Raw genomic sequence first — 23,302 nt, 5'->3', positions numbered from 1 at the left:
ATTAAAATAAAGGATTTTCTTCAATATATTGATATATTTTCTCTACCAGATCAGATGGGGAGTCACCTTCCACAACATCTCCATTTACTATTGCAAATAGTGTTTCGGAGCATAGGGAGCAATAGCTGAGACAACCATATTCTAATACATCTAAATCGGGATCCTGTTCTAATATATCGAATGCTTCCTGCGAACCATTTGCAAGGTTGCTGATACAAAATTCGACCATTGGATTCATAGCTGTCACCTCACTACTTCGACATGCTACCGTTTTTTTTTATATACGTCAATAAAGAAGTATTATTGTGAAAATCATCACAATCATTTATAATTTTAGATGATAACAAAGTAGAGGGAGAATTATATGCGAAAATTAGTACTATTAGGAGGCGGATATGGTAATATGCGCATATTACTGCGCTTACTACCAAATAACTTGCCTGATGATGTTGAAATCACTTTAATAGATCGAACGCCGTTCCACAGTCTAAAAACGGAATTTTATGCATTGGCAGCGGGCACATCCCCAGACTCTGATATTCGTGTTTCATTTCCAGAGAATGAAAAGCTTAAAAAGGTGTATGGAGAAATTAAAGAAATTGACGTAGAAAACAAAGAAGTAAAGCTAGAGGATGGTCAATCCGTTCGTTACGATGATCTAGTTGTAGGTTTAGGCTGTGAAGATAAGTATCATAATGTTCCAGGAGCAGCTGAGTATACTTATAGTATTCAAACAATTGGTCGCTCTAGGGAAACCTTTAAGTATATCTGCGGATTACCTTCAGGAGCAGTGGTTGGTATTGTAGGAGCAGGTTTAAGTGGTATCGAATTGGCAAGTGAGCTAAGAGAAAGTCGTAAAGATTTGCAAATTAAATTATTTGACCGAAGCCCACGTGTACTAAGAGATTTTCCAGAACGTTTAAGTAAGTATGTGCAAAAATGGTTTGATTCCAATAATGTAGAAGTAATCAGTAATTCAAACATTACAAAAGTCGAGCCAAATAAATTATATAACCATGAAGAAATCATTCCTGTGGACGCGGTTGTTTGGACAGCTGGTATTCAGCCGGCAGCTCCAGTACGTGCGCTACCAGGTGAGAAGGATAAATCCGGTCGTGTCATCCTTACTCAGTATCACGATTTACCAAGCTACGAGGGTGTATATGTAGTTGGAGATTGTGCATCCCTACCATTTGCTCCTAGTGCTCAATTAGCAGAAGAACAAGCTGAGCAAATTGTAAAGGTACTTCAAGCTCGTTGGAAGGGTCAACCACTTCCAGAAAAAATGCCGGAGATCAAGCTGAAGGGCTTTATGGGATCGCTTGGGAAGAAACAAGGCTTTGTTTACATGGCAGATATCTCTGTAACCGGGCGTATCGCTCGTTTAATGAAATCAGGGCTACTTTGGATGTATAAGAGACATAACGGGTAATTAGCAATAGTATCTTTTTATTTTAAAAAGTCTCATAACTTCTATTATTAAAAGAGTTATCCATTTATGGATAACTCTTTTTTTTAGAAAGACACTATGTTAATGGATAATAAGGAAATTGTACGTGTTAATCCAATCTATTCTTCACGTAAACCGTACTTTTCCAATGCAGTAAGCACAGGCTTAAGTTGGATATATCCTTCGCCTATCACCTCATCATTGATCATTACGAGAGGATAAAAAAACTCGTCTTCTGCAATTCGCTGGGCAATATTCTGCTGCTTTTCTTCATTCAGTGGACCTTCGATATCTATGTAGGTATAAGTAATATTGTTCTGTGGAAACTTTCGGTTAATCGCAGCTTGGAGCCATTCATATGTGTCCTTGGAGGAAGGCGCGTTTACACAGCTAGCACATATAACATCTGCTCCATACACCTCGATTGTCAATGGTTGGTGAGTCATCTATCCATCCCCTTAGTTTTAGTTACTTTCACATTATAATAAGTTTTTGGAAATAAAGTCAAAAATACAAATTTCCTTAGACTTTCTGACCCGGCGGTGGTTTGGGATTAAACACTTCCAATTGCACAATATATAATTTATAATATTGTTAGCGAAAGGAGTCGATAGATATGACTGATACAATGACTGAGCAAGTTCAAGAAGTTCTAGATAAATTGCGTCCATTCTTACTACGTGACGGAGGAGATTGCGAGCTTGTTGATGTAGAAGATGGTATTGTAAAGCTACGTCTTCTTGGTGCTTGTGGTAGCTGCCCAAGTTCTACCATTACATTAAAAGCAGGTATCGAGCGTGCTTTATTGGAAGAAGTACCTGGAGTAGTAGAAGTAGAGCAAGTATTTTAATTACCAATCATTTTTAAATCGTAACGGATTTATATTTAGTTCTTTTAAAAGAAGCCTTATCTTGGCTTCTTTTTTTGTGGATATTGTTCACGTTTTAAGGAAACACTCCATTTAAATGTAAGATAAATGGTCGTGCTTTAGTAGCCATGTCGTTTTGAATTACCAAGTAGTTTTCCTTGTCTTGGTAGTAGAAACCTTGATATGATAAAAGAAAGAAAGGGTGATTTCAGATGACAGAGATCGTAAATTTATCTGAAGCGGCAGCATATCGTGTAAAAGAGATGATGACTCATAATGAAGAGGCTGGCTCTTTTCTACGCGTATCAGTAAACGGTGGGGGATGTAGCGGTCTTTCTTATGGAATGGGCTTTGAGAAAGAAAAGAAGGATGATGATGTCCTTTTGCATCAGCATGGACTAGAGATTATCGTCTCAAGTGAAGACGCACCAATTCTTAATGGGACAGTAATTGACTACAAAGAGTCCTTGATGGGTGGCGGATTTACCATCGACAATCCAAATGCTATTGCATCTTGTGGATGTGGCTCTTCATTCAGAACAGCCAAAGTTACCGGAACGCCAGAAAGCTGTTAATAAAAGTTACTTACATTTGTTGTCTCCTAGAGGGATTAGGAATGACTTGAACACATTTACTGTGTATACAATCGTGAAAAATAGTAGTGACAACTCTGCGATGGGTTGTGAATAACTAAGTCTCTTTGATGGATGATGTTGCTAAACATTATGGATCGGGGAGGCTTTTTGTGATGATGTTGTGCTAAAAATGTTGCTTTGTCTAGGATTGCTATTCTCAGTCATATGTCATTATAGAAGAAGGATACTCCGTTCAAATACATAAATTTGCCTATCGGCTATTAAATAAGAGAAAGAATGAATACACTTTAAAGTGGTTTGTAATTTGGAGGATCAAATATGTCAAAAAATATTACAAAACGTTGTGCAAATTTACTAGCAAATGAAGAGAGCTATGATGTAGATTTTAAATTACATGTAAAAGGGTTAACTGTGGATGACTTAGTGGCTTTTGCAAACTCTCCTACAGGTGGAACTATACTTATCGGTGTAGATGAAGATATAAATGAAATTGGAAGACAGATAGGAAAAGTTGTTGGTTGTAAAGTTGGAGACAATGAAAAAATGATTATTATGAATAAAGCAAATGAATGTAGACCACCTGTTGACATAACTATTTTTGTAGAAAATGAGGATGAGAATCCTTTTTATAGAATTGAAATTCCTAGTGGTCAATTTAAACCGTATTCTACTCCGAAGGGAACCTATTTGATTCGAGGTGACGGACGTAATCTTGCTTTAAATAGAGATAGGCTTTTACAGATGTTTCTAGATGAACAAGGAGATACTTTCCTGAATAGGTTTAAAAATGCTACGGAGTACTTAGGTGAAAGTATTGTTGAAACTAACAAAAAGTTGGATATATTCGGAAATACGATAGAACGTTTACAACGAGAATTAAGTAACGACATTGACGAAATTACAAAAAGCTTAGAGGACTTAACTAGTAATGTGGAAAAAAATCTAGATGAGATTATTCAAAACACTGATAAGTTAGTGGAAGAAACAATAAATAATTCCATGCAGACTGTGGATGAAATTATTAATAGAATGAAAGGAATTGACCAAGATTTATATGAAACCAAGCTTGTAACAAATAGGTTGCTGGAGCATTTTGGAATTGAACATCCTTATACAACTAAGTATAAAAAACAAATCGCTGAAACAGTCAAGGACTCTTACAGGATGATGAAAGAAAATAGGATTAGGGATAATCGGAATGCGAGTGAAGAGGATATTATAAACGATTTTAGAAAGAAAATAATCGACTTGATTAAAGAGTCCTATGAAGTGGATAGGAACACTTTTATGAACGAAGATACTCTAATTGATACGGTAAACACTACTATTGAGAATATGAAGTTATCGGACATAGAAGATGTAGAAAAATAACATTAGCCAGCTATTCACAAATAGGCTTTTAGACGGTTAGCATATTACTGATAATCAAACAAAAAACCTAAAAAGTTAGGATGAACAAACGGTCTCTTTATCTGTATAGTAATAAAATATGAGAAATTAAGGAAGAATTTTGTTACAAATTAAGTGAAAAACACTATATTAATAGCGAAAAATTTTCTGTTTTTTCTAACGTTATAGATATGAGGAAACTTCTGTTGAAATCCCTATCTAAAAGGTCTAAAATAAGGTGTATAAGAATTTTGTAAATTTAATGACAAACAAAGAAAGACAAAGAACTTGTATTGTTTTTCTAAAAAACACAAAAAGGTGGTTGCGATCTTCGTGAAAAGACCAACAATTCTAGTATTAGGCGCGGGCTATGGTGGGTTATCTACAGTAGTTAATCTGCAAAAAATGGTAGGTCCAGATGCAGCAGATATTATTTTAATTAACAAAAATGATTACCATTATGAATCAACATGGTTACATGAGGCTTCTGCTGGTACTCTTAGACCAGATCAAGTTCGTTATGATATTACGAAAGTTATTAATACTAGTAAAGTGAAGTTTGTGAAGGCGACTGTAGATGGCATTGATGTAAATTCTAAAAAAGTGTCTACAAGTGCTGGAGAGTATACATATGACTACCTTGTAATTGGCTTAGGCTTTGAAGGTGAAACATTTGGTATTCAAGGATTAGATAAATATGCCTTATCTATCGCAAACGTAGATGCAGCTCGTCAAATTCGTGATCATATTGAGTATCAATTTGCTACATGGTCAACAGAAGAGGTTCGTGACGACAGCCGTCTAACTATCGTGGTAGGTGGAGCAGGATTCTCTGGCATTGAGTTCTTGGGAGAACTAGGAAATCGTATTCCTGAGCTAAGTGCAGAATATGATGTACCTAGAGAAAAAATCCGAGTAGTATGCGTAGAGGCAGCTCCAATGGTGCTTCCAGGCTTTGACCCAGCTCTTGTGGAGTATGCTGTGCGTCAATTAGAAGCAAAAGGAATTGAATTCTCTATTGGTACTCCTGTAGTCGAAGCAACTCCAGAAGGTGTTAAAATTAAAACTGGTGAAGAACAATTTGAATTTATCAAAGCTGGCACGGTTGTTTGGGCAGCTGGTGTTCGTGGAAACAGATTGATCGAGAGCTCAGGTATTGAAAACATGCGTGCCCGCGTTAAGGTAGAAAAGGATATGCGTGCTCCTGGTTATCCAGATGTGTTTATAGTGGGAGATTGTGCACTTCTTATTAACGAAGAGACAAATCGTCCATACCCACCTACAGCTCAAATTGCCATGCAACAAGCTGTAACGGTTGCTAAAAACATTGTAGCCTTAATAAACGGAAATAATACGGAAGAATTTGTACCAGCCTTAAAAGGTACCGTTTGTTCCTTAGGTGAGCATGATGCTATTGGTGATGTAATGGGTAAAAAAATCACTGGGAAAAAAGCAGCTATTATGAAAAAAATCATTGATAACCGCGCACTATATATGATTGGTGGTATCCCATTAGTACTGAAAAAAGGTAAATTCTAAAATATTTATACTAGCTCCCACTTTAAATAAGTGGGGGCTTTTTTTAAGGGGGGATCTCTAATGGGAAAAAAAGAGAGAGGAACTGTATGGTTAGGTGTAGCCGGGTTAGTAATCAATAATCTTGGTGAATGGCTTGTCGTAAAAAAGAGGTATGGTGGGTTGAAGGGAGTTTGGTCTTTACCAGCTGGTTTTGTGAATCCTAATGAAACTATTGATCAGGCTGCTCTGCGAGAGGTAAGGGAAGAAACAGGGGTCGATTGTATCGTTGATAGTATGATAGGTTTTCGGAGTGGCGTCATTAAAAATGAGATTAGTGACAACATGGCAATTTTTTTATTAAAACCTACGGAAGAACGGCCAGTACTGCAAGCTCAGCTTTCAGAGCTATATGAGGTGTCTTGGAAGCATCCACAAGATCTAGTAAAAGAGGAAGCGGCATCTGTTATGCTCTATGAAATAGCGAAGAGCTCATTAGACGGTGGATTTCCCACAATAGAAGGAATAAATCCAGGAGATGTTTTTGGATATACAGCATATAAATTGTTCATAAAATGAAAAAAATGACACAAAATAAACACAATTTTATTTTGTGTTTTTTTATTTACAGAAAAAGAAATACATGATATATTATCTGAAAATTATAAATAAACTAAAAAGGAGAATGTACAATGACAAACTTTCATAAAACGGTTAATCCAGCTCACTGTCCATATTGCAAAGGGCAAGGCTATTTTCAGTTAAGACTTGGAGGCTCAGAAACTTGTAACTGCTGCAAGGGATCTGGGAAAAATAAATAGGCAATTATGACAAATACGTGACAACCTCCATGTAGATTGAATAGTGTCCTTTGTTAGGGTACACTTTATCTAGAGATATTACGGAGGTTATTACGTATGGATTTTACAATTGCACAAATGATTTTATCAGTCCTTATATTTTTTGTTATGTTTTTCGGAATAGCATTTCTCATAAATATGCTCCTTCGTATGACTTGGTTTATGGCTTTTCTATATCCACTTATTGTTGTTTTCATTATCGATGAAGTAAGGTTTTTTGATTATTTTCTGAAACCAGGAACTGCATTCTCCGCTTTAGGTGATAAAATAGTAGCTTTACATATTGCCGATATAGTGATACTATCCGGCGGCTTATTAGGAGCAATCGTTGCAGGAGTCGTTATTAAACAGCTTAGAAAAAATGGATATCAAATGTTTTAAGAGTTTTATATTGTTATAGAAAACATAAAAACATCAACCTTGGACCATCAAAAGAACTGCCAAAAAGTCGATGCAAGTGACTTTTTGGCAGTTCTTTTATTAAAGAATCCAACTATAAATAATGATAGAGATTAGGATTCCTGTTAGTGCACCCATAAATACTTCCATTGGCTTATGGCCAAGTAAAGTCTTCAATTCTTTCATTTTTTCCTCATTCTTTTTGTGTGCCCATCCTTTTGTTTGATCTACGAATAATTGAAAATCTATTCGCAGCTGATTGATAATGATTGCCTGCTGGCCGGCTTGGAATCGAACGCCAGTAGCATCAAACATGACAATCACAGCAAAAATGGTCGCTACGGCAAATAAAGGAGAATCTAGTCCTGCTTCAAATGCGATGGCAGTGCACAAAGAAGTGACAGCAGCTGAGTGAGAACTAGGCATTCCCCCGGTAGAGGTAAACAGCTTCCAATCAATTTTTTTGGTTACTAAATAGTGAATGGGAATCTTTACGAATTGTGCAAAGAAGATAGAAAACAGAGCGGCCCATAATGGGGTGTTTTGGAGGATTGCCAAAGTAGACACCGCCTTTCGCTAAAACTTATTTACACTAGTATAACACATTCATACAATTCGAAAAATGAAGATTCATCCTATATAATAGATATTGTATGTATAAACTAGGGGGGACCAAAATGATAATTAGTACAAATGCTGTTTTGTTCAACGAAGTACAGTCAGAGACTTTAGTAGTGGGTATGCCTAAGCATCCTGAAAATACAGAGAAATGGGAGAGCCTGCTCAGTACCTTTGGTGAGCATTTATTGGACTGGGTAAAAAACGGTGATATTTCTACTGACTTAAAGAAGCTAGTAAAGGTTCCTTTGACAGGAAATGATGTTGTCAAACGTATTTTGTTTGTAGGGCTAGGGGAACGTAAGCAGTTAACACAGGACCGCCTTAGAGAAGTTTTTGGCTTAGTAGGTAAAGAACTTCTACATAGCAAGCCTGAAACCTTAGCGATATGGTTACCTTCCTTCACTTCTGATTCTATAAATGATGGAGATGTTGCATATTTAGCCGCTGAAGGTATTGGAATGGGATCTTTCGTCTATGAAGGATATAAAACATCCTCTAATACACCAGATTATTATTTAGCAGGCGTTGAGTTGCTTTCTGACGAAGATGGAGAAGAGCTTGTTTCTTTCTTTGAGGTTGGCAGTATCTATGCGGATGCAGTGAACGAAGCAAGAATTTTAGTAAATACCCCAGGGAATGTACTAACCTCTACACAATTAGGGGAGTATGCAAGAGAATTAGGTGAAACATACGGATTTGAAACAGAGATCCTTGGAAAAAAAGAAATAGAAGAGCTTGGTATGGGGGCACTCCTGGCGGTGAATCAAGGGTCAGTTGAAGAACCTAGACTAATTGCATTGAAATATCAAGCCACTGAAAATTGGGAAGATGCAATTGCTTTAGTCGGGAAAGGAATTACCTTTGACACTGGTGGTTATTCCATCAAAACGAAAACAGGTATCGTTGGTATGAAAGGCGATATGGGTGGAGCAGCTGCAGTTTTAGGAGCGATGCAAATTATTGGAGAGCTACGTCCGAATAAGAATGTCATTGCTGTCATTGCATCCACTGATAACATGATTTCAGGTAATGCCTTTAAGCCTGACGATGTTATTACGTCTATGAGTGGAAAAACTATTGAAATTCTAAACACTGATGCAGAAGGGCGCTTAGTGCTGGCTGATGCTGTAACATATGCGAAACAGCAAGGAGCTGATTATATCGTCGATGTTGCAACGCTTACAGGTGGCGTTATTACTGCCCTAGGCTTTGATAAAACAGGTGCACTTACGAATAATGAGGAATTCTGGGAAACCTTCATGGAGTCATCCCTAGAAACCGGTGAATTTGTTTGGAGACTACCATTAACGGAAAATGATAAAAAACGTATCCGTAAAAGTGATGTAGCAGATTTGAACAACTCTCCTGGTGGGGATGGTCATATGATTTTCGGTGGAGGCTTTGTTGGAGAATTTGTAGAGGATACTCCTTGGATTCATCTAGATATTGCTGGTACATCTGGTGCAAGTGCTCCCCATGATTTAGGTCCAAAAGGTGGAACGGGTGTCATGGTTCGTACGTTGGCAACCTTAGTTGAAAGAATGGCTAACGAAGAAGAACTGCAAACAGTAGAAGAATAGGTAAAAGCACAGGTACTGATTCCCCAATTGCATAAGTTATATGGAAGGGAGGAACAGTATGACTAGATTTTCAAGAGGTTATGGCGGTTATGGCGGTTATGGCCGTGGCTATTATGGTGGAGGTCCATTTGGTGGCGGCTTTGGTGGTCCGTTATTAGGTGGTTTTGTTGGAGGGTTATTAGGCTCTTCTATTGTTGGAGGATTTGGTGGACCTGGCTATAGACCTTATCCGTACGCGCCATATCCATATTACCGTAATTATTATCCAAGGGGATATTTCCCAGGCTATTACAGATAATCAAAAAAGCTTTTACAAACAATTTGTTTGTAAAAGCTTTTTATCATGCACCAATCCCCATTTGCTTGTCGGGGCAGAAATAGGCGTATACGCTTTTCTTAGTGCTTCGCGTGCTCTCGTTTTTTTTCAACTACTTCTGCTAAGTCGTCTCGTACAGTTAGTTTACTTACTTTTATACCAGAGTAATAAGCTGCTCTCCCCATCATATGGCCTCCTACAGGTCCAGTAATAAACAGGAAGAGGATACCTAAGAAGATGCGGGAGTTAAAGATTCCTTCATTTAACCAGAAGTGAAGAAATACTCCTATTAAAATACTCATAACCCCAAGCGTTGCGCTTTTTGAGGCAGCGTGAGCTCGGGAATACACATCTGGGAGACGTAAGAGACCTATCGCGGTAACTATTACGAAAATGGTTCCAAATGAAATAAATAGAATGACTAAACTATTAGCTATCACGGTCACGTCGTATGATTTCTCCCTTCTCAGTAAATTTGGAGAATGCAATTGTTCCGATAAAGGATAGCACTGCAAGAAGCAGGATAACTTCTAAGAAAAATACTGTGTCAAATATGATGGAGAATAATCCAATTAATGAAATTAACCCGACGCCAATGGCATCTAGAGCAATTACACGGTCAGGAGTAGATGGACCTTTTACTAGACGGTAAATAAAGCCGATAAGCGCTAGGCTTATTAAGACAACAATTGCCCAAAGAAAAGCATTCAAGATCTACTCACCTCCAGTATTGCTTTCTCGAAAGTATCTTTAATCGAAGTAATTGCCTCGTCAATATCCTCAAAATCAATCGTGTGGATATATAAGGTTTTATTATCATCAGAAATATCTAGTACGATTGTACCCGGAGTTAAGGTAATTAGACTAGAAAGAAGGGTGATTTCCCAGTCTTTTTCGAGAACAGTCGGCATTGCAAAGATAGCCGGACGGATTTGCATTTTTGGTTTGATAATTAACTTTAAAACTGAAATGTTGGAAAGTACTAATTCTTTTAAGAATAACAGTGTTAATTTGATGACTGCCCATACTCTGCCCATGTAAAAACGGCTAGAAAAGGATTTCCTCATCATAATCAACATAACTAATCCTAGTAAGTATCCTACAATAAAGGTAGTAAGCTTAAAGGAACCAGATAGAAACATCCAAGTTAGTGCAAGAAAAAAATTTAACAATATTTGAAATGCCATTATTTATCTCCTCCAAACACTGCATCTATATAAATAGATGGATCAATTAGAGAAGCAGTTGCATCTGTCATATACGGTACTAATAATTCAGCGCCTAGGCCGTAAACTACTGTAATGGATACAAGCAGTAATGCTGGAACCATCAATTTGTTATACTCTTTCGATGGTATTGACGCCTCTTTTTCCGCTCCCCAAAAAGCATAAATAAAGATTCGAATAACAGATAGCAACACAACAAGGCTTGAAGCAAGAATGAAGATACCTTGCCAAAGCAGTTCTGCTTCAAAACCACCTTGAACAATCAGAAGTTTACCAATGAATCCACTTAGTGGTGGTATTCCTGCTAATCCCAAGGCTGCAATTAAGAAGGTCCAAGCAAGCATCGGGTATCGCTTCATCAAACCACCCATTTTTCTAAGGTCGCTAGTACCAGTGATTTTTATGATAATACCTATTAACAGGAACAAAGCGCCTTTAATAAGTATATCGTGGATTAAGTAGAAAACAGAGCCCATCATCCCATTTTCATTCATTAGGGAAGCCCCAAACAGAATCACGCCAACTGCAATGACAATATTGTAGATAATGATTTGCTTCACATCAAAGTAAGCAAGTGCTCCGATACATCCAGCAATAATGGTGATGATGGAAATGATCATCAGCAGCTCATGTGTAAAACCGATATCTGTAGTGAAAAACAATGTGTAGGTTCTCATAATCGCATATACTCCTACCTTTGTCAGGAGTGCACCAAATAGGGCCAGGACAGGCACCGGTGGAGCAGCATAAGAACCAGGCAACCAGAAGAAAAGTGGGAAAATACCACCTTTTATGCCGAAAACAATTAAGAATAGCACTGCGATTACAGTAATAATACCTGTTTCACCGATTTCTGTAATTTTCACAGATATATCTGCCATATTTAATGTTCCAACTACAGAGTATAAGTAACCAACTGTAATAACAAATAAGGAGGAAGAGATAATATTCACTACTATGTATTTGATAGACTCTCTTAGCTGTATTTTTTCTCCACCGAGAACAATCAGAACATAGGACGAAATCAACAGCACTTCAAAGAATACAAATAAGTTGAAAATATCTCCCGTTGTAAATGCCCCATTTATCCCTGTAAGCATAAATAGGATAGTTGGATAATAATAAGAGGTTTCTCTTTTTTCATCAAGTGACACTATGCTGTACCATACTACAAATAAAGCAATTACCAAAGAGGATATCACTAACAGTACAGAAAACATATCAGAAACCATAGAGATTCCAAAGGGTGGTGCCCAGCTTCCAAGCGTTAACGTTTGGACACCGTCTGTTTTTACTTTACCTAATAGCAGGATAGCCGAACCTAATGCAGCTAAAAGGCCAATAATAGAAACCACTCGCTGTGCTATTAGCCTTTTTGGGAAAAATATAAGAATAGCAGCGAATAGGAAAGGGATGAGGACGGGAAATAATAATAGGTTACTCATTGTCGTCAGTTCCTTTCATTAGCTCCATATTGTCAGTTCCAATCTCTTTATATGCACGGTAAGCGAGCACTAAGGAGAATGCAGTGACACCGAAGCTGATTACAATAGCTGTAAGAATTAAAGCTTGTGGGAGCGGGTCGGCATAATCAGTGACTCCATCTGCTAATACTGGAGCAGACTCTCCAGAAAGACCTCCCATAGTAAGCAATAATAGATGGGTTCCATGACTCAAAAGACCAGTTCCGATAATAATTCTGAGCAGGCTTCGAGACAGGATGAGATATACTGCAGCCATAAATAGAAAGCCGATTAAAATGGACATTAATATCTCCATTATTCATCTCCTCCTATCATTTGAATAATTGTCATTGTTACTCCCACAACAACTAGGTATACACCAGTATCAAAAAACATAGCCGTATGAATCGAGGTTTTACCTAGTAAGGGAATATCGAAATAGTCATATGCATGGGTGAAGAAGGGAACATCAAAGAATATGGAACCAGCTGCTGTGACAATCGAAATTAATAGCCCTATTGCTGTCAAAATAGTGTAGTTTATAGGAATCATCTCTTGCACTGTTTTTAAATCGAAGGCTAGAAGAAGTAAAACGATTGCACTAGACATTAGCAATCCACCTACAAATCCTCCTCCTGGAGTATAATGACCTGCAAAAAAGATATGGATAGAAAAGAGAAATATTAGAAAGAACACTACCTTGGTTGTAGTTTGGATAATTAAATCATTTGTTTTCAACTTTTCTATCTCCTTTCTTTCTTGCCAATCGAAGTGTGATCATGCTAATGATTCCAAGAGAGGCAATAGATAATACCGTAATTTCAAATAATGTATCAAATCCTCGGTAGTCCACTAAAATAACATTGACTATATTTCCTCCACCAGCTTCAGAATAAACAGTTTCCTCATAGTAGCTAGAGATGGACTCCATGAGCTTTTGAGAATGAGCTGATATGGCAATAATAGTTACCAAAACACCTACACATAAGGAAATAATGAAGTTTACAAGCTTAAACTTACGATCAACTTTTGGTTTTTCGTATTTATTAAGCTTAGGCAGGTGATAATACGCAGCTAAAAATAATGCTACGGAAACAGTTTCAATAACTAGTTGTGTTAATGCCAGGTCAGGTGCTTTAAATAACACGAAAAACAAGGCTACTGTGTATCCAACTGCACCAAGAGCGATAATGGCTGTTAGTCTGGAGTTGGTTACTAAAATAGTTATTGTTCCGATTATGATTAATAAAGAAATCGTGACCTCAAATAATCCAATAGGAGCTAAATTACTTAGGTCTAGGCGATACGCATCCTTTAACCATATAGTACTTCCTAACAGGATGATAATTCCTGCATACATATAGATTAAATAGGAGCGCAAGGAACCAGTCATATAAAGAGAGGATAGACGGTTTGCTCCATTTTCTGAAGCCATTGTCATCCAATTGTAAAGTCCATTCAAAGAAATCTTAGCTGGCATCTTTTCATATGCAACAGACCATTTTGGTAGTGTTTTATATAAAAGGAAGCCTATTAGGAAAACGCCTAGCGTCATATAAAGTGCAGGCGAATCAAAACCATGCCATGCTTTAATCTTAAAGCCTATGTCGGCAGGAGCTTGATAGAAAGCTGGTTGAATTGCCGCAACGGCTGGCTTAATAAAGAAGCTACTTACTACATTAGGAATAAAGAAAATGACTACTACAAGAACTGCTAAAATAGCAGGAGAAATTAGCATTCCAAATGGTGCTTCATGTGGTTTTTTAGGTAATTCCTTTGGCTTATAAGACCCACTGAATGTATGGAAAATAAAATATAGACAGTATACAAAGGTGAACACACTAGCAATCCAAGCAACGATTGGGATAAATATCCACCAGGTATCCATTGCATATAGGTCAAAGTACTGAAGCGAAAGAGCAGCCTCAAAAAACATTTCCTTACTTAAAAAACCGTTAAACGGGGGTACGCCGGCCATAGAGAGACCACCAATAAGGGCTATTGTAAAGCTGACAGGCATTAAGCTCATCAAACCGCCTAGTTTTCGAATGTCTCTTGTACCAGTCTCATGATCAACAATTCCCGCAATCATGAACAGGCTACCTTTAAATGTTGCATGATTCATTAGATGGAAAACTGCTGCAAAGGTTGCGAAGGTGAAGGTTGTCACCAAGTCACCTGTTACATGATAGGCAACCCCTCCGATTCCAAGTAAGGACATAATTAGACCGAGCTGACTGACTGTTGAAAAAGCTAAAATTGCCTTTAAATCTGTTTGTTTCACAGCAAAGAAGGAACCCCAAAATAAAGTAAGAATACCAACGCCGGTCACAAGCCAGATCCATACTTCTGATAAGGCGAAAATAGGAGTCAAACGAGCAACCAAGTACAATCCAGCCTTAACCATTGTTGCGGAATGTAGATAAGCACTAACAGGAGTAGGTGCTTCCATTGCATCTGGTAGCCAAATATAGAAGGGGAATTGAGCAGATTTTGTAAATGCCCCTAAAAGCACTAATACAAGCGCCCAAACAAAAAATTCATGATTCGCAAGTTCGGCTGCTTGACTGATTAATTCTCTGATTGAGAATGAGTCACCAATTATTCCTAGGATTAAGAAGCCGCCAAGCATCATTAATCCACCAAACACGGTAATCATCATAGATTTCAAAGCACCAAGTCGAGATTTATCGCGAGTGTACCAAAAACCAATGAGTAAGAAGGAGGAAATAGAGGTTAATTCCCAAAAAAAGTATAGGCTAATTAAATGATCAGATTGAACAACACCAAGCATTGCAGACATGAACATTAATAAATACACATAAAAATTTCCGATGTTTTCTTTTTTCTTATCTAGGTAGTAGATAGAGTAAAAAACAACTAAGGCTCCGATCCCAGTTATTAATAGGGAGAATAATAAGCTTAAGCCGTCTATGTATGCAACAAGGGAAATATTTAAGGATGGAACCCATGAAAGCTCGTCTATGTAATAATTACCATCGGCTATCGAAGGGATATATGTTCCATAAAAAATTACTAATACAAGAGGCACGAGCAATACAAACCATCCGGTGTGGATTCCAATTTTTTTGTAAAGGATAGGCACCAGTAATGCTGCAATAAGTGGTAACAGTATTGCAAAAACAAAGGACATAAGAATCCTCCTTTCAAAAAAATAGTTTTAATGTCACTTTCTTATATAAAAGTATAACGTAATTAACACATGTTTGCATGACGAAAACCATGTTAATTTAACCCACCCTATTGTTTTCTCTTGCTTTATATATAGGAAGAAAGGCTAAAATACTGAAAAATAAAAATATTTTATAGGCCGATAAAAAAATAATTTTTTTCCTGATTTCGGATACATTTGGAATTAATTTTACCCACTGACCCTTTAAAAAGATTTGATTATATCAATAGGATGTACACAAGTGGATTTCTTATGCTTATTGGCTATTTTAAAGCCCAACTTAAAATGGAATGGGTATTTTAAATCTTGCAGATTTTTCAAACTATCGATATGATACATAGGATATTATTAGAATTTAAGAGGAACTTTCATGAAGAATCCATACGTTTTTGGCTTTTTGCCCTTATTTACTATCATTCTTTTTAGTTTTAGCTATGCTACTTACTCAATGTTTCAGCTTATAAGTTTATTTGAGGTAATTGGTGTTTATGAAGGGATGAGGGAATTCTTATCCGATATGGAGATTAAGCTTTTTGTCTTGATTATCCTTATCTTAGTTTATTTTATGCTTTTTTCTGCATTGAAGTTGATTGCCGAGACTATCCACGAGCTGGGCATGCTATTTTTCTCTAAGGATTTAGAAGGGAAGACACTGGTGCAAGCAAGGGGAGGCTATCTTATCTTCTTTGGAGGGGGAGTTCTTTCGGTTATAGGAATTCAGTATATAGAGCTGCTGTTGTTTGTCTTTCTAGCGACCGCCTTTGTTTATTTCATATACGTGGTTTATAAGCTTAGTCCTTCTTTGAGTATGGGTGGAATCATTGGACTTGTGATGTTTGAGATTATTACCTGGAGTTTTCTTCTTGCATTAGTGTTGTATGCTGCGATTAAGCTTTATAACGGGATAATAGCAAGTTTGCCTTTTGTGTAGAGACCTGGGACAAATCGAAAAGAAGCACTTATAATTCTGAAAGATGATAAGAATTATAAGTGCTATTTTGTTTTGGTAGAACCAGGGGTTCTCCGCTACGTCGAACGCTTGGAGTGGAGGCCAACAGGATGTTGGTCAGGAAAACGTTGTCACACGATGTGACGTTCTTAGTTTTCCCTCCTTCAACTAAACCATCGCCGAACGCTAACGCGTGCCGTTGCGATGGGCTAGGTTCGCCTCTGCCCAAACCAATTAGCGTTTCCCCAAATACATAATTACTGAGCGAGTCTTTAGCTAGTCTTGCATGATTAGATTGAAGATGTGGTGCGGGATTTTTTTATTTTCTATCCTTTTCATGTTTTGTGGTTGATCATGGCCCACCCACACTGCGGATGTATATTGATTGGTTAAACCTGCAACCCAGAAATCACGAAAATCGTTTGTTGTGCCTGTTTTTGCTCCAACGTAAGGAGTATGGACTGTAATTCCTCTTCCCGTGCCTTCCTTTACAACTAAAGCTAATAGCTCTCTCATCGTTTGAACGGTTTTAAAAGACCATACCTCTTTTTTGTCGTTGTTCCACTCATATAGCGTATTTCCTTCTTTGTCTTTCACCTGACGAATAGCATATGTAGGTGTATAGATACCATCTATAAAGCTAGAATAAGCGTCAGCCATTTCTAAAACGGTCACTCCTCTGGTAAGCCCTCCGAGAGCAGCAGAAAGAGTAAAATCTTGCTCTGTCACATGTTGAAATTGAAAAGAATCCAATTTGCTAAATGCCTCGTTAACCCCAACTTTCTCTAACAATCTTACAGCCGGCGTATTATGACTTAGCTTAAACGCATCACGAATAGTGACTTGACCATACCATCTGCTTCCATAATTTTGGGGACAGTAGCTGCCGATACATAGCTTGCCTCCATCTACTAAGTTATTAGGAGTATAGGTAGTGGTTTCAAACAACGGTCCATACACTAATAGTGGCTTGAGAGAGGAGCCTGGCTGTCTAACGGCTTGGTAAGCCCGATGAAAGTCGAATTTTTTATATTTATATCCACCGTAGACGCTTACAATCTCTCTCGTATTATTATCTATTACCACAGAAGCAGCCTGGATACCGGTGTTTGATTTGGCTAACAGCTGGTTTATAGCAGCTTCATCCTTTTCTTGCTTAGAGGGATCTAACGCTGTGTAAATGGTAATACCTTGTGAAAGGACTTCGTTTATCTTCGATTGAAGTTCATTCTGTAGCAAAATGAGAGCGTTTTGATCTGTTTCTTGTTGCATTCTTTCCACATATCCTTCTTGGGAAGCTATCAACTGCTTCAGTTCCTCATATACATAGGTGCTATATGAGGGATAAGATTGCTTTTTTTGTTTTATTTGTAAGGTAATATCCTCTTTTTTTATTTTTTCCCCATGAGCTTTTGTGATAACTTCATTTCTAACTAGAACGTCTATTAGTCGTTCTTGTCTTTTTTTTGTATCCTTAAAGTGTTCTAATGGATTGTATAGGGCGGGATTGTTAGGTATCGCGCAAATAAAAGCTATCTCTGCCTCATTAAGCTCTGCTAATGGTCTATTGAAATAGAAAGTGGCAGCTGCTCCAATTCCATACACTTGATTTCCGAAATACATTTCATTTAAATAGTTTGTCAGAATCTCGTCTTTTGAATATTCCTTTTCCATTTCATAAGCGTAAAATAGTTCCGTTAATTTCCGCTCATACGTTTTCTCAGTAGATAGGTAACGTAGTCGAACAAGCTGCTGCGTAATCGTACTGGCCCCTTGTTCTTTTTCGTGGGCTGTGGCATTTGCTACTAGTGCCCGAACAATTGCACTGAAATTAAAACCTATATGGTTGTAGAATTTTTCATCTTCACTCTGTATAAAGATTTCGTTTACGAACGGGGGGATTTCCTCTAAGTTCAAGGGTTGACGCCATTCTACGTAGTCCTCTGAAAATATCTGCTCGTGGCGATCTACCAATATAACTGGAGAGGAGAACGAGGGGGAGGATAGCTGGATGGAATCCTGAATTGTTTCTTTAAATGCCTCTGCTTCTAAAAGTTCAGTTTGTATAAAGGAATATAATAGCCAAATAACCGGAAATAATATGAAAATGAGTAAAAATCCCATTGATTGACGCATTGTTTGCACATCCCATTCTACTTTCTCCATAAAAGAATAGCACACTTTCAACTGGGAAAGTGTGCTAATTTTTTAGAGCTTCGTGAAGCTCTTCTTCATGTAATACATCTTCAAAATCTTTCAATGGCTTTTTGTTGGCAAAATAAATGACAAAGAATGCTATCAAGAACAGTGCTCCAGTAATATAAAATACAGAGGAAATACCTATGAACCCACTGATGAAACCGCCAAACATGGGACCAATTATGTTTCCTAAAAATCGGAAGCTGGTATTGTAGCCCATCAATTCTCCTTGTACTTCAATCGGTGCCTCTCTTCTGATAAGGGCGGTCGTAGTTGGTATTAGGCCACCTGATGCAATCCCAAATAGGAAGCGAAGAATGATTAGCTGCCAAAGTTCAGTTACAAGGGCCTGTGGAACAATAAATAGGAAGGCCATGAGCAAGAGAACACCTAGTATTTTTTCATATCCGATACTATCTCCAAGTTTTCCCCAAGTTCTAGAAAACAAGATACTGCCCACTCCAGTTGCACTAAACGTTATTCCAGCAAGAAGTGCGACATCCTGCGTGTTTGTTAGATGCGAAACATATAAGGAGAGGAGCGGTTGAATACTGAATAAGCCAATTTGTATAAGTGAGCTGATCATTAATACATTCAGTATTAAGCGGTGATGGAATATACCGGATACGACCACTTTTCTAGAATATTCATGGTCTCCTTCTTTTTTCACCTTACGTACCTCGTGAATCCCTACAAGGACCATTAGTGCTGCAATCGAAACAGATATAGAGGTAATGATGAAGGTGTATTGGAAGCCGAAAGTATCCGCCATGAATCCGCCTATTATTGGACCAAATAGAGTACCTGCTACGCTTCCCATTTGCAGTGTGCCCATCGTTCTGCCGGCAACTTCCTTAGGAGTCTGCGAGCTTATAAAAGCAAGGGAAGTCGGAATAAAACCGGTAACTACACCCATAAAAAGGCGAAGCACAAAGAAAGCTTCTACAGAGTTGACAAAACCCATTAAAAAAACACTTATCGCAATACCGAACCCATTCATCACAAGGATTGGTTTATATCCATATCGATCTGCAATTCTTCCCCAGATTGGTGACATGATTAGAGCGGAAACAAAGGTAGCTCCAAATACTAATCCGGACCATTTTTGAACATAGGCATCTGTAAAATCCCCCATTGTATTTATGTAGAGGGATAAAAAAGGCATAATCATTGTCATCGTACTGGAAACAAAAAAGATGGAAATCCACATAATAATAAAATTACGTTTCTGTACGCTCATAAAAATCCCTTCTTTCTGTAGCGTACTTCACCCGAAATTATTTTTATTATAGAACATTTCGTGACGCTAAGGAAGTGAGTGAAAACTTTTTCACTGAAATATGACATCAAAATATGGTAAACTAGCTTGGGGTGATAATTCGTGAGAAAACTAATAATTATTGGTTTATTTTCCGTGCTAGCTTTAAGTGCATGTGGTTCTACCGCTGAAAATGAAGAGCAGGGTAATACCGATACACAAACAAATGGACAAGCTGAAACAGAAACACCAACTGAAAATGCTGCAACTGGTAATACAGATACCCAAGAAGCAGGAGAGATAATCATGTATCCGCAACTTTCCGAGGAAATCGCTGCTGACGAAGCTTTGGTCGTTATGCATACAACAATGGGCGATATTAAGATTAAGCTCTTCCCAGAGCTTGCGCCTAAGACAGTGGAAAACTTCTTAACTCATGCGGAAGAGGGTTACTACGACGGTATTATATTCCACCGAGTTATTGAGGATTTCATGATCCAAGGTGGAGACCCAACTGGTACTGGTATGGGTGGAGAAAGTATCTATGGGGAAGATTTTGAGGATGAGTTTTCTATGCAGCTATTTAACCTGCGTGGTGCCCTTTCTATGGCGAACGCTGGACCAAATACAAATGGCAGTCAATTCTTCATTGTACAAGCTAAACAATCAGCAATGACAGAAGAACAACTGATAAAAGGTAACTGGCCTGAGGAAATTGCTAAGGCATATGGGGAAATGGGTGGAACGCCTCATTTAGACCAAAAACATACTGTATTTGGACAAGTTATTGAAGGAATGGATGTAGTGGATGAGATAGCAGCTGTAGAGAAGGACGCTAACGATAAGCCAAAAGTAGAAGTATCCATCAAATCAATTGAGATTATTCAAAAATAAAAGGAAGTGTCACACGTGTTTTCTTTTCTACAATTAGGGTTCCTATACTTGTATTTCCCAGAAGACAAGACAGAGTATATACCAGTAGTATTGGAATTTCTAATTTTATTGCTCGTATGTATACTTGTGTTTAGATGGCTTATAAAAAAATCTAGAAAAGATGCTCTGAAAGCAAAAGAAATTGAAGATAGAGTATTGAAAGAAAGAAGAGAACAGCAGAACAAAGAACAGCTCCCTCCACAATAGGGGGCTGTTTTTTCGTTTCATAGAATATTATATCGCTAGAGTTAGCATCCCACGAACTAAGAAGTGTAGCTCTTATAGTTTTAAAGCCTTTATTCTTCTTCCATGTCTAATTGTTTGTAATAGTTATCTACAATCGGATAAATATCTGGATTTGAATCGTAATAGGTATTGTCAATGTGATTTAGAGTAAACTTAAATTCCTTTTCGGCATCCAAAAGAGTAATACCGTATCTCCAGCCTTCACGTTCTTCTTGATTTTCTTGTGGAGTAAATTCAATTGCTTTGATAAGAGATAGAAATTCACCAATATCTTCTTGCTTAGTTATCGTTTTAGAAGCACCGTTTGAACCATCTACAATGATAACTTCATTTACATTTTCAATTTTTGCGTTTTTATAAAATTCTTCTAATGAGTGCGTTTTTTCATTAGTACAGGCAGAAAGTAATAATAGGCTTACCAATAATATCAGGAAAAAAGTTTTTTTCATATAACCACCTCCATGTTTATACTTCTATTAAGTAGACGCAGAAAATATAAAATAGAAACATTTTTGTAAAAAGGTGTTGTTGGGGAAAATATTTTAGAAAACAGCCAATAAAAAAGAAGCACTTTTGATTCTATAAAAGGATAAGAATCAAAAGTACTTTCTAATTTAGGGTCTCAGGTTCTCCGTTGCGTCGGACGCTATCTGTGGGTCAACAGGAAATCAATTCAATGCTTTCTTGAATCGTTCTATTCCATCTTTCACTGTTTCTAATGGACAAGCAATATTCATGCGTAGGAAACCGTCTCCGCCTTCGCCATATTTTGTGCCAGGCTCTAATGCAAGCTTGCCTACTGTTAGTAGTCGCTGCATCATTTCCTTTTCTTCCAGTCCGGTTTCTCGGTAGTCGATCCAAAGAAGATAAGTGCCTTGTGGCTTGGATACTTTAATGCCTTCCAGCTTTGTCAACTCTTCTATGGCATAATCTATATTACCTTCTAACGTCTTCAGTAGTTCTTCTAGCCAAGGAGTACCTTGCTCGTATGCTGCTTGCATAGCAGTTAGAGAAAACACGTTTAAGCCCATGTCTCCACGGCGTACCGCTTTGTTCTGTAAAACTAGTCGTTTTTCATTACATGGGACGACTGTAGCAGCAGCTTGGATACCGGCCATATTAAAGGTCTTCGTAGGTGCAAAGAAGGTTATAACGTTTTCTTTCTTCCCAGCAACTGAAAGCATAGGAACATGCTTATTTGGTTTATAAACAAGATCAGAATGTATCTCATCTGATAAAACAAGTACATGATGTCGCTCGCATAATAAGGCCATCTTTGCTAAATCTTCCTTACTCCATACCTTGCCACCTGGGTTATGAGGATTACATAGAATAAAGGCCTTTACGTCATGCAAACAAGTCTCAAAGCTATCCCAATCTATTGCTAGTGTGTCTCCTTCTTCTTTTAGCAAGCATGTGACAACTTCTCTTTCTAAGCTCGTAGGTATGCTTTTAAAAGGGGGATAAATAGGAGAGTGAACTAAAATTTTATCCCCAGGCTCTGTAAATGCCTCTATGGTCTCTGCCATAGCAGGGATAACCCCATTTCTTAGTAAAATCCAATCGTTATTTATCTCTAGCTGATGCTTGCTAGATACCCAGTTTGTAAGTGCCGTTCTTACTTCCTCAGGAGTAGTAGAATATCCAAATACCGGGTGTTCCAATCTCTTATGTAAGGCTTTTTGAATAACAGGAGCTAAGGCAAAATCCATATCTGCTACCCACATTGGGAGCACATCCGAACCATCCTCTATAGAATAAACCTGCTCAAGCATGTCCCATTTTGCTGAATATGTATTTCTCCTTTGATAGATTGTAGAAAAGTCTGACAAATCAAATACCCCTTTCATTTTGCGTGTATTATGTTATTATAACCCTAACTAATAAAACTAGTAAGGTGAAAAACTACATGGATAGTATAGAAATGAATAGAAAAGCGGTATGGACCCTACAAGCCTGGGATCCTTTTAATATAGGAGCAGACGGATATGATGCAGAAATAGCTGATGTAGTGGCCTATCTACAGACTATTGACCACCCCTCTGACCTTGCTAAAAAAATTCAGGAAATCTACGAGCACTCATTTGAACGGTGGATACCATTAGAAAAATGTATGGAAATTTCTTATAAATTAATTGCTTTAAAGTACGAAATGAAATGCATCATTTAAGAAACGGCACTGATCGGAAGAATATTCTTTCCGGTCAGTTTTTTTGGGCAACCAAAAGGCACAAATCCTTA

Annotated in this window: 28 protein-coding genes; 14 read left to right on the top strand and 14 right to left on the bottom strand. The window is 37.7% G+C overall.

The genetic code is table 11. The features are described from left to right. Position 1 precedes the first annotated feature (1 nt). On the bottom strand, positions 2 to 238 hold the full coding sequence (locus AC1ECF_RS05785) for a YuzB family protein (protein WP_480388462.1): 237 nt from the start codon (positions 236 to 238) through the stop codon (positions 2 to 4). Positions 239 to 364: 126 nt separating this feature from the next. On the opposite strand from AC1ECF_RS05785, the gene AC1ECF_RS05780 reads away from it, so the two are divergent. Next, positions 365 to 1,432 (top strand): NAD(P)/FAD-dependent oxidoreductase, encoded by a 1,068-nt coding sequence (locus AC1ECF_RS05780; protein ID WP_480388461.1) that lies wholly within the window; start codon positions 365 to 367, stop codon positions 1,430 to 1,432. Between the two features lie 137 nt (positions 1,433 to 1,569). Here the strand turns inward: AC1ECF_RS05780 and AC1ECF_RS05775 are convergent, their stop codons facing one another. Further along, positions 1,570 to 1,896 carry a YuzD family protein gene (locus AC1ECF_RS05775; RefSeq protein WP_480388460.1) on the bottom strand — a complete coding sequence of 109 codons (327 nt, stop codon included), beginning with the start codon at positions 1,894 to 1,896 and terminating at the stop codon, positions 1,570 to 1,572. A gap of 170 nt (positions 1,897 to 2,066) precedes the next feature. Between AC1ECF_RS05775 and AC1ECF_RS05770 the strand changes: the two genes are divergently transcribed. The 7 genes from AC1ECF_RS05770 (at position 2,067) to AC1ECF_RS05740 (ending at position 7,059) form a co-directional block, all read left to right on the top strand. Next, positions 2,067 to 2,300: a NifU family protein gene (locus AC1ECF_RS05770; RefSeq protein ID WP_480388459.1), complete on the top strand. Its 234-nt coding sequence runs from the start codon at positions 2,067 to 2,069 to the stop codon at positions 2,298 to 2,300. Positions 2,301 to 2,530: 230 nt separating this feature from the next. Continuing rightward, the gene (locus tag AC1ECF_RS05765; RefSeq protein ID WP_480388458.1) at positions 2,531 to 2,893 is read left to right on the top strand and encodes a HesB/IscA family protein; all 363 of its coding nucleotides are present in this window, start codon (positions 2,531 to 2,533) and stop codon (positions 2,891 to 2,893) included. 339 nt (positions 2,894 to 3,232) lie between these two features. Further along, positions 3,233 to 4,285: an AlbA family DNA-binding domain-containing protein gene (locus tag AC1ECF_RS05760; protein WP_480388457.1), complete on the top strand. Its 1,053-nt coding sequence runs from the start codon at positions 3,233 to 3,235 to the stop codon at positions 4,283 to 4,285. A gap of 351 nt (positions 4,286 to 4,636) precedes the next feature. Beyond that, positions 4,637 to 5,842, top strand: a complete 1,206-nt coding sequence (locus AC1ECF_RS05755; RefSeq protein ID WP_480388456.1) for an NAD(P)/FAD-dependent oxidoreductase — start codon at positions 4,637 to 4,639, stop codon at positions 5,840 to 5,842. 60 nt (positions 5,843 to 5,902) lie between these two features. Further along, positions 5,903 to 6,397: an NUDIX domain-containing protein gene (locus tag AC1ECF_RS05750; RefSeq protein ID WP_480388455.1), complete on the top strand. Its 495-nt coding sequence runs from the start codon at positions 5,903 to 5,905 to the stop codon at positions 6,395 to 6,397. Between the two features lie 113 nt (positions 6,398 to 6,510). Then, positions 6,511 to 6,639 carry a YuiA family protein gene (locus AC1ECF_RS05745; protein WP_480388454.1) on the top strand — a complete coding sequence of 43 codons (129 nt, stop codon included), beginning with the start codon at positions 6,511 to 6,513 and terminating at the stop codon, positions 6,637 to 6,639. 96 nt (positions 6,640 to 6,735) lie between these two features. Beyond that, complete coding sequence (locus tag AC1ECF_RS05740; protein WP_480388453.1) at positions 6,736 to 7,059, top strand: YuiB family protein; 324 nt, start codon at positions 6,736 to 6,738, stop codon at positions 7,057 to 7,059. Positions 7,060 to 7,158: 99 nt separating this feature from the next. On the opposite strand, the gene AC1ECF_RS05735 is transcribed toward AC1ECF_RS05740, so the two are convergent. Next, the gene (locus AC1ECF_RS05735; RefSeq protein WP_480388452.1) at positions 7,159 to 7,635 is read right to left on the bottom strand and encodes a divergent PAP2 family protein; all 477 of its coding nucleotides are present in this window, start codon (positions 7,633 to 7,635) and stop codon (positions 7,159 to 7,161) included. Between the two features lie 119 nt (positions 7,636 to 7,754). On the opposite strand from AC1ECF_RS05735, the gene AC1ECF_RS05730 reads away from it, so the two are divergent. Both AC1ECF_RS05730 and AC1ECF_RS05725 read left to right on the top strand, forming a co-directional pair. Then, complete coding sequence (locus AC1ECF_RS05730) at positions 7,755 to 9,278, top strand: leucyl aminopeptidase (protein ID WP_480388451.1); 1,524 nt, start codon at positions 7,755 to 7,757, stop codon at positions 9,276 to 9,278. 58 nt (positions 9,279 to 9,336) lie between these two features. After that, on the top strand, positions 9,337 to 9,576 hold the full coding sequence (locus AC1ECF_RS05725) for a hypothetical protein (protein ID WP_480388450.1): 240 nt from the start codon (positions 9,337 to 9,339) through the stop codon (positions 9,574 to 9,576). Between the two features lie 98 nt (positions 9,577 to 9,674). Here AC1ECF_RS05725 and mnhG read toward each other — a convergent pair whose 3' ends face one another. Genes mnhG through AC1ECF_RS05690 form a run of 7 tightly spaced genes read right to left on the bottom strand, consistent with a single transcriptional unit; the run spans position 9,675 to position 15,437 of the window. Continuing rightward, on the bottom strand, positions 9,675 to 10,040 hold the full coding sequence (mnhG, locus tag AC1ECF_RS05720) for a monovalent cation/H(+) antiporter subunit G (RefSeq protein WP_480388449.1): 366 nt from the start codon (positions 10,038 to 10,040) through the stop codon (positions 9,675 to 9,677). After that, positions 10,024 to 10,305 carry a Na(+)/H(+) antiporter subunit F1 gene (locus AC1ECF_RS05715; RefSeq protein WP_480388448.1) on the bottom strand — a complete coding sequence of 94 codons (282 nt, stop codon included), beginning with the start codon at positions 10,303 to 10,305 and terminating at the stop codon, positions 10,024 to 10,026. Before AC1ECF_RS05715 ends, mnhG begins: the two co-directional genes overlap by 17 nt. Continuing rightward, positions 10,302 to 10,781 carry a Na+/H+ antiporter subunit E gene (locus tag AC1ECF_RS05710; RefSeq protein WP_480388447.1) on the bottom strand — a complete coding sequence of 160 codons (480 nt, stop codon included), beginning with the start codon at positions 10,779 to 10,781 and terminating at the stop codon, positions 10,302 to 10,304. The genes AC1ECF_RS05715 and AC1ECF_RS05710 overlap by 4 nt, the downstream gene beginning before the upstream one ends. Further along, positions 10,781 to 12,208 (bottom strand): Na+/H+ antiporter subunit D, encoded by a 1,428-nt coding sequence (locus AC1ECF_RS05705; RefSeq protein WP_480388689.1) that lies wholly within the window; start codon positions 12,206 to 12,208, stop codon positions 10,781 to 10,783. Before AC1ECF_RS05705 ends, AC1ECF_RS05710 begins: the two co-directional genes overlap by 1 nt. A 49-nt stretch (positions 12,209 to 12,257) precedes the next feature. Continuing rightward, positions 12,258 to 12,599 carry a Na(+)/H(+) antiporter subunit C gene (locus tag AC1ECF_RS05700; RefSeq protein ID WP_480388446.1) on the bottom strand — a complete coding sequence of 114 codons (342 nt, stop codon included), beginning with the start codon at positions 12,597 to 12,599 and terminating at the stop codon, positions 12,258 to 12,260. Next, positions 12,599 to 13,021 (bottom strand): Na(+)/H(+) antiporter subunit B, encoded by a 423-nt coding sequence (locus tag AC1ECF_RS05695; RefSeq protein ID WP_480388445.1) that lies wholly within the window; start codon positions 13,019 to 13,021, stop codon positions 12,599 to 12,601. Before AC1ECF_RS05695 ends, AC1ECF_RS05700 begins: the two co-directional genes overlap by 1 nt. Further along, positions 13,008 to 15,437, bottom strand: a complete 2,430-nt coding sequence (locus AC1ECF_RS05690) for a Na+/H+ antiporter subunit A (protein WP_480388444.1) — start codon at positions 15,435 to 15,437, stop codon at positions 13,008 to 13,010. The genes AC1ECF_RS05695 and AC1ECF_RS05690 overlap by 14 nt, the downstream gene beginning before the upstream one ends. A 409-nt stretch (positions 15,438 to 15,846) precedes the next feature. On the opposite strand from AC1ECF_RS05690, the gene AC1ECF_RS05685 reads away from it, so the two are divergent. Next, positions 15,847 to 16,407: a DUF5366 family protein gene (locus AC1ECF_RS05685; protein WP_480388443.1), complete on the top strand. Its 561-nt coding sequence runs from the start codon at positions 15,847 to 15,849 to the stop codon at positions 16,405 to 16,407. 294 nt (positions 16,408 to 16,701) lie between these two features. Here the strand turns inward: AC1ECF_RS05685 and AC1ECF_RS05680 are convergent, their stop codons facing one another. Together AC1ECF_RS05680 and AC1ECF_RS05675 are read right to left on the bottom strand one after the other, a co-directional pair. Beyond that, entirely contained in the window at positions 16,702 to 18,591 is a 1,890-nt protein-coding gene (locus AC1ECF_RS05680; RefSeq protein WP_480388442.1) for a transglycosylase domain-containing protein, read from the bottom strand. A 34-nt stretch (positions 18,592 to 18,625) separates the two neighbouring features. Further along, complete coding sequence (locus AC1ECF_RS05675) at positions 18,626 to 19,864, bottom strand: MFS transporter (protein ID WP_480388441.1); 1,239 nt, start codon at positions 19,862 to 19,864, stop codon at positions 18,626 to 18,628. Positions 19,865 to 20,005: 141 nt separating this feature from the next. On the opposite strand from AC1ECF_RS05675, the gene AC1ECF_RS05670 reads away from it, so the two are divergent. Together AC1ECF_RS05670 and AC1ECF_RS05665 are read left to right on the top strand one after the other, a co-directional pair. After that, positions 20,006 to 20,776: a peptidylprolyl isomerase gene (locus AC1ECF_RS05670; protein WP_480388440.1), complete on the top strand. Its 771-nt coding sequence runs from the start codon at positions 20,006 to 20,008 to the stop codon at positions 20,774 to 20,776. Between the two features lie 15 nt (positions 20,777 to 20,791). Beyond that, positions 20,792 to 21,022: a hypothetical protein gene (locus tag AC1ECF_RS05665; RefSeq protein WP_480388439.1), complete on the top strand. Its 231-nt coding sequence runs from the start codon at positions 20,792 to 20,794 to the stop codon at positions 21,020 to 21,022. An 89-nt stretch (positions 21,023 to 21,111) separates the two neighbouring features. Here AC1ECF_RS05665 and AC1ECF_RS05660 read toward each other — a convergent pair whose 3' ends face one another. Together AC1ECF_RS05660 and AC1ECF_RS05655 are read right to left on the bottom strand one after the other, a co-directional pair. Then, the gene (locus AC1ECF_RS05660; protein WP_480388438.1) at positions 21,112 to 21,510 is read right to left on the bottom strand and encodes a hypothetical protein; all 399 of its coding nucleotides are present in this window, start codon (positions 21,508 to 21,510) and stop codon (positions 21,112 to 21,114) included. Positions 21,511 to 21,729: 219 nt separating this feature from the next. After that, a complete protein-coding gene (locus AC1ECF_RS05655) occupies positions 21,730 to 22,893 on the bottom strand; it encodes a MalY/PatB family protein (RefSeq protein ID WP_480388437.1) in 1,164 nt (387 codons plus the stop codon). A 77-nt stretch (positions 22,894 to 22,970) separates the two neighbouring features. On the opposite strand from AC1ECF_RS05655, the gene AC1ECF_RS05650 reads away from it, so the two are divergent. Beyond that, positions 22,971 to 23,231 (top strand): DUF1871 family protein, encoded by a 261-nt coding sequence (locus AC1ECF_RS05650; protein WP_480388436.1) that lies wholly within the window; start codon positions 22,971 to 22,973, stop codon positions 23,229 to 23,231. The last annotated feature ends 71 nt before the right edge of the window (positions 23,232 to 23,302 follow it).

This window comes from Psychrobacillus sp. Z3-81 (assembly GCF_056620325.1).
This window is presented reverse-complemented; position numbering and strand designations above follow the sequence as displayed.

Excerpts from the sequence above, each read along its gene's own strand:
- AC1ECF_RS05765 (WP_480388458.1), top strand. The coding sequence starts at position 2,531 with ATGACAGAGATCGTAAATTTATCTGAAGCGGCAGCATATCGTGTAAAA.
- AC1ECF_RS05750 (WP_480388455.1), top strand. The coding sequence starts at position 5,903 with ATGGGAAAAAAAGAGAGAGGAACTGTATGGTTAGGTGTAGCCGGGTTA.
- AC1ECF_RS05780 (WP_480388461.1), top strand. The coding sequence starts at position 365 with ATGCGAAAATTAGTACTATTAGGAGGCGGATATGGTAATATGCGCATA.
- AC1ECF_RS05685 (WP_480388443.1), top strand. The coding sequence starts at position 15,847 with ATGAAGAATCCATACGTTTTTGGCTTTTTGCCCTTATTTACTATCATT.
- AC1ECF_RS05785 (WP_480388462.1), bottom strand. The coding sequence starts at position 238 with ATGAATCCAATGGTCGAATTTTGTATCAGCAACCTTGCAAATGGTTCG.
- AC1ECF_RS05660 (WP_480388438.1), bottom strand. The coding sequence starts at position 21,510 with ATGAAAAAAACTTTTTTCCTGATATTATTGGTAAGCCTATTATTACTT.
- AC1ECF_RS05710 (WP_480388447.1), bottom strand. The coding sequence starts at position 10,781 with ATGGCATTTCAAATATTGTTAAATTTTTTTCTTGCACTAACTTGGATG.
- AC1ECF_RS05690 (WP_480388444.1), bottom strand. The coding sequence starts at position 15,437 with ATGTCCTTTGTTTTTGCAATACTGTTACCACTTATTGCAGCATTACTG.
- AC1ECF_RS05675 (WP_480388441.1), bottom strand. The coding sequence starts at position 19,864 with ATGAGCGTACAGAAACGTAATTTTATTATTATGTGGATTTCCATCTTT.
- AC1ECF_RS05760 (WP_480388457.1), top strand. The coding sequence starts at position 3,233 with ATGTCAAAAAATATTACAAAACGTTGTGCAAATTTACTAGCAAATGAA.
- AC1ECF_RS05770 (WP_480388459.1), top strand. The coding sequence starts at position 2,067 with ATGACTGATACAATGACTGAGCAAGTTCAAGAAGTTCTAGATAAATTG.
- AC1ECF_RS05775 (WP_480388460.1), bottom strand. The coding sequence starts at position 1,896 with ATGACTCACCAACCATTGACAATCGAGGTGTATGGAGCAGATGTTATA.
- AC1ECF_RS05725 (WP_480388450.1), top strand. The coding sequence starts at position 9,337 with ATGACTAGATTTTCAAGAGGTTATGGCGGTTATGGCGGTTATGGCCGT.
- AC1ECF_RS05745 (WP_480388454.1), top strand. The coding sequence starts at position 6,511 with ATGACAAACTTTCATAAAACGGTTAATCCAGCTCACTGTCCATATTGC.
- AC1ECF_RS05650 (WP_480388436.1), top strand. The coding sequence starts at position 22,971 with ATGGATAGTATAGAAATGAATAGAAAAGCGGTATGGACCCTACAAGCC.
- AC1ECF_RS05730 (WP_480388451.1), top strand. The coding sequence starts at position 7,755 with ATGATAATTAGTACAAATGCTGTTTTGTTCAACGAAGTACAGTCAGAG.
- AC1ECF_RS05680 (WP_480388442.1), bottom strand. The coding sequence starts at position 18,591 with ATGGAGAAAGTAGAATGGGATGTGCAAACAATGCGTCAATCAATGGGA.
- AC1ECF_RS05700 (WP_480388446.1), bottom strand. The coding sequence starts at position 12,599 with ATGGAGATATTAATGTCCATTTTAATCGGCTTTCTATTTATGGCTGCA.
- AC1ECF_RS05740 (WP_480388453.1), top strand. The coding sequence starts at position 6,736 with ATGGATTTTACAATTGCACAAATGATTTTATCAGTCCTTATATTTTTT.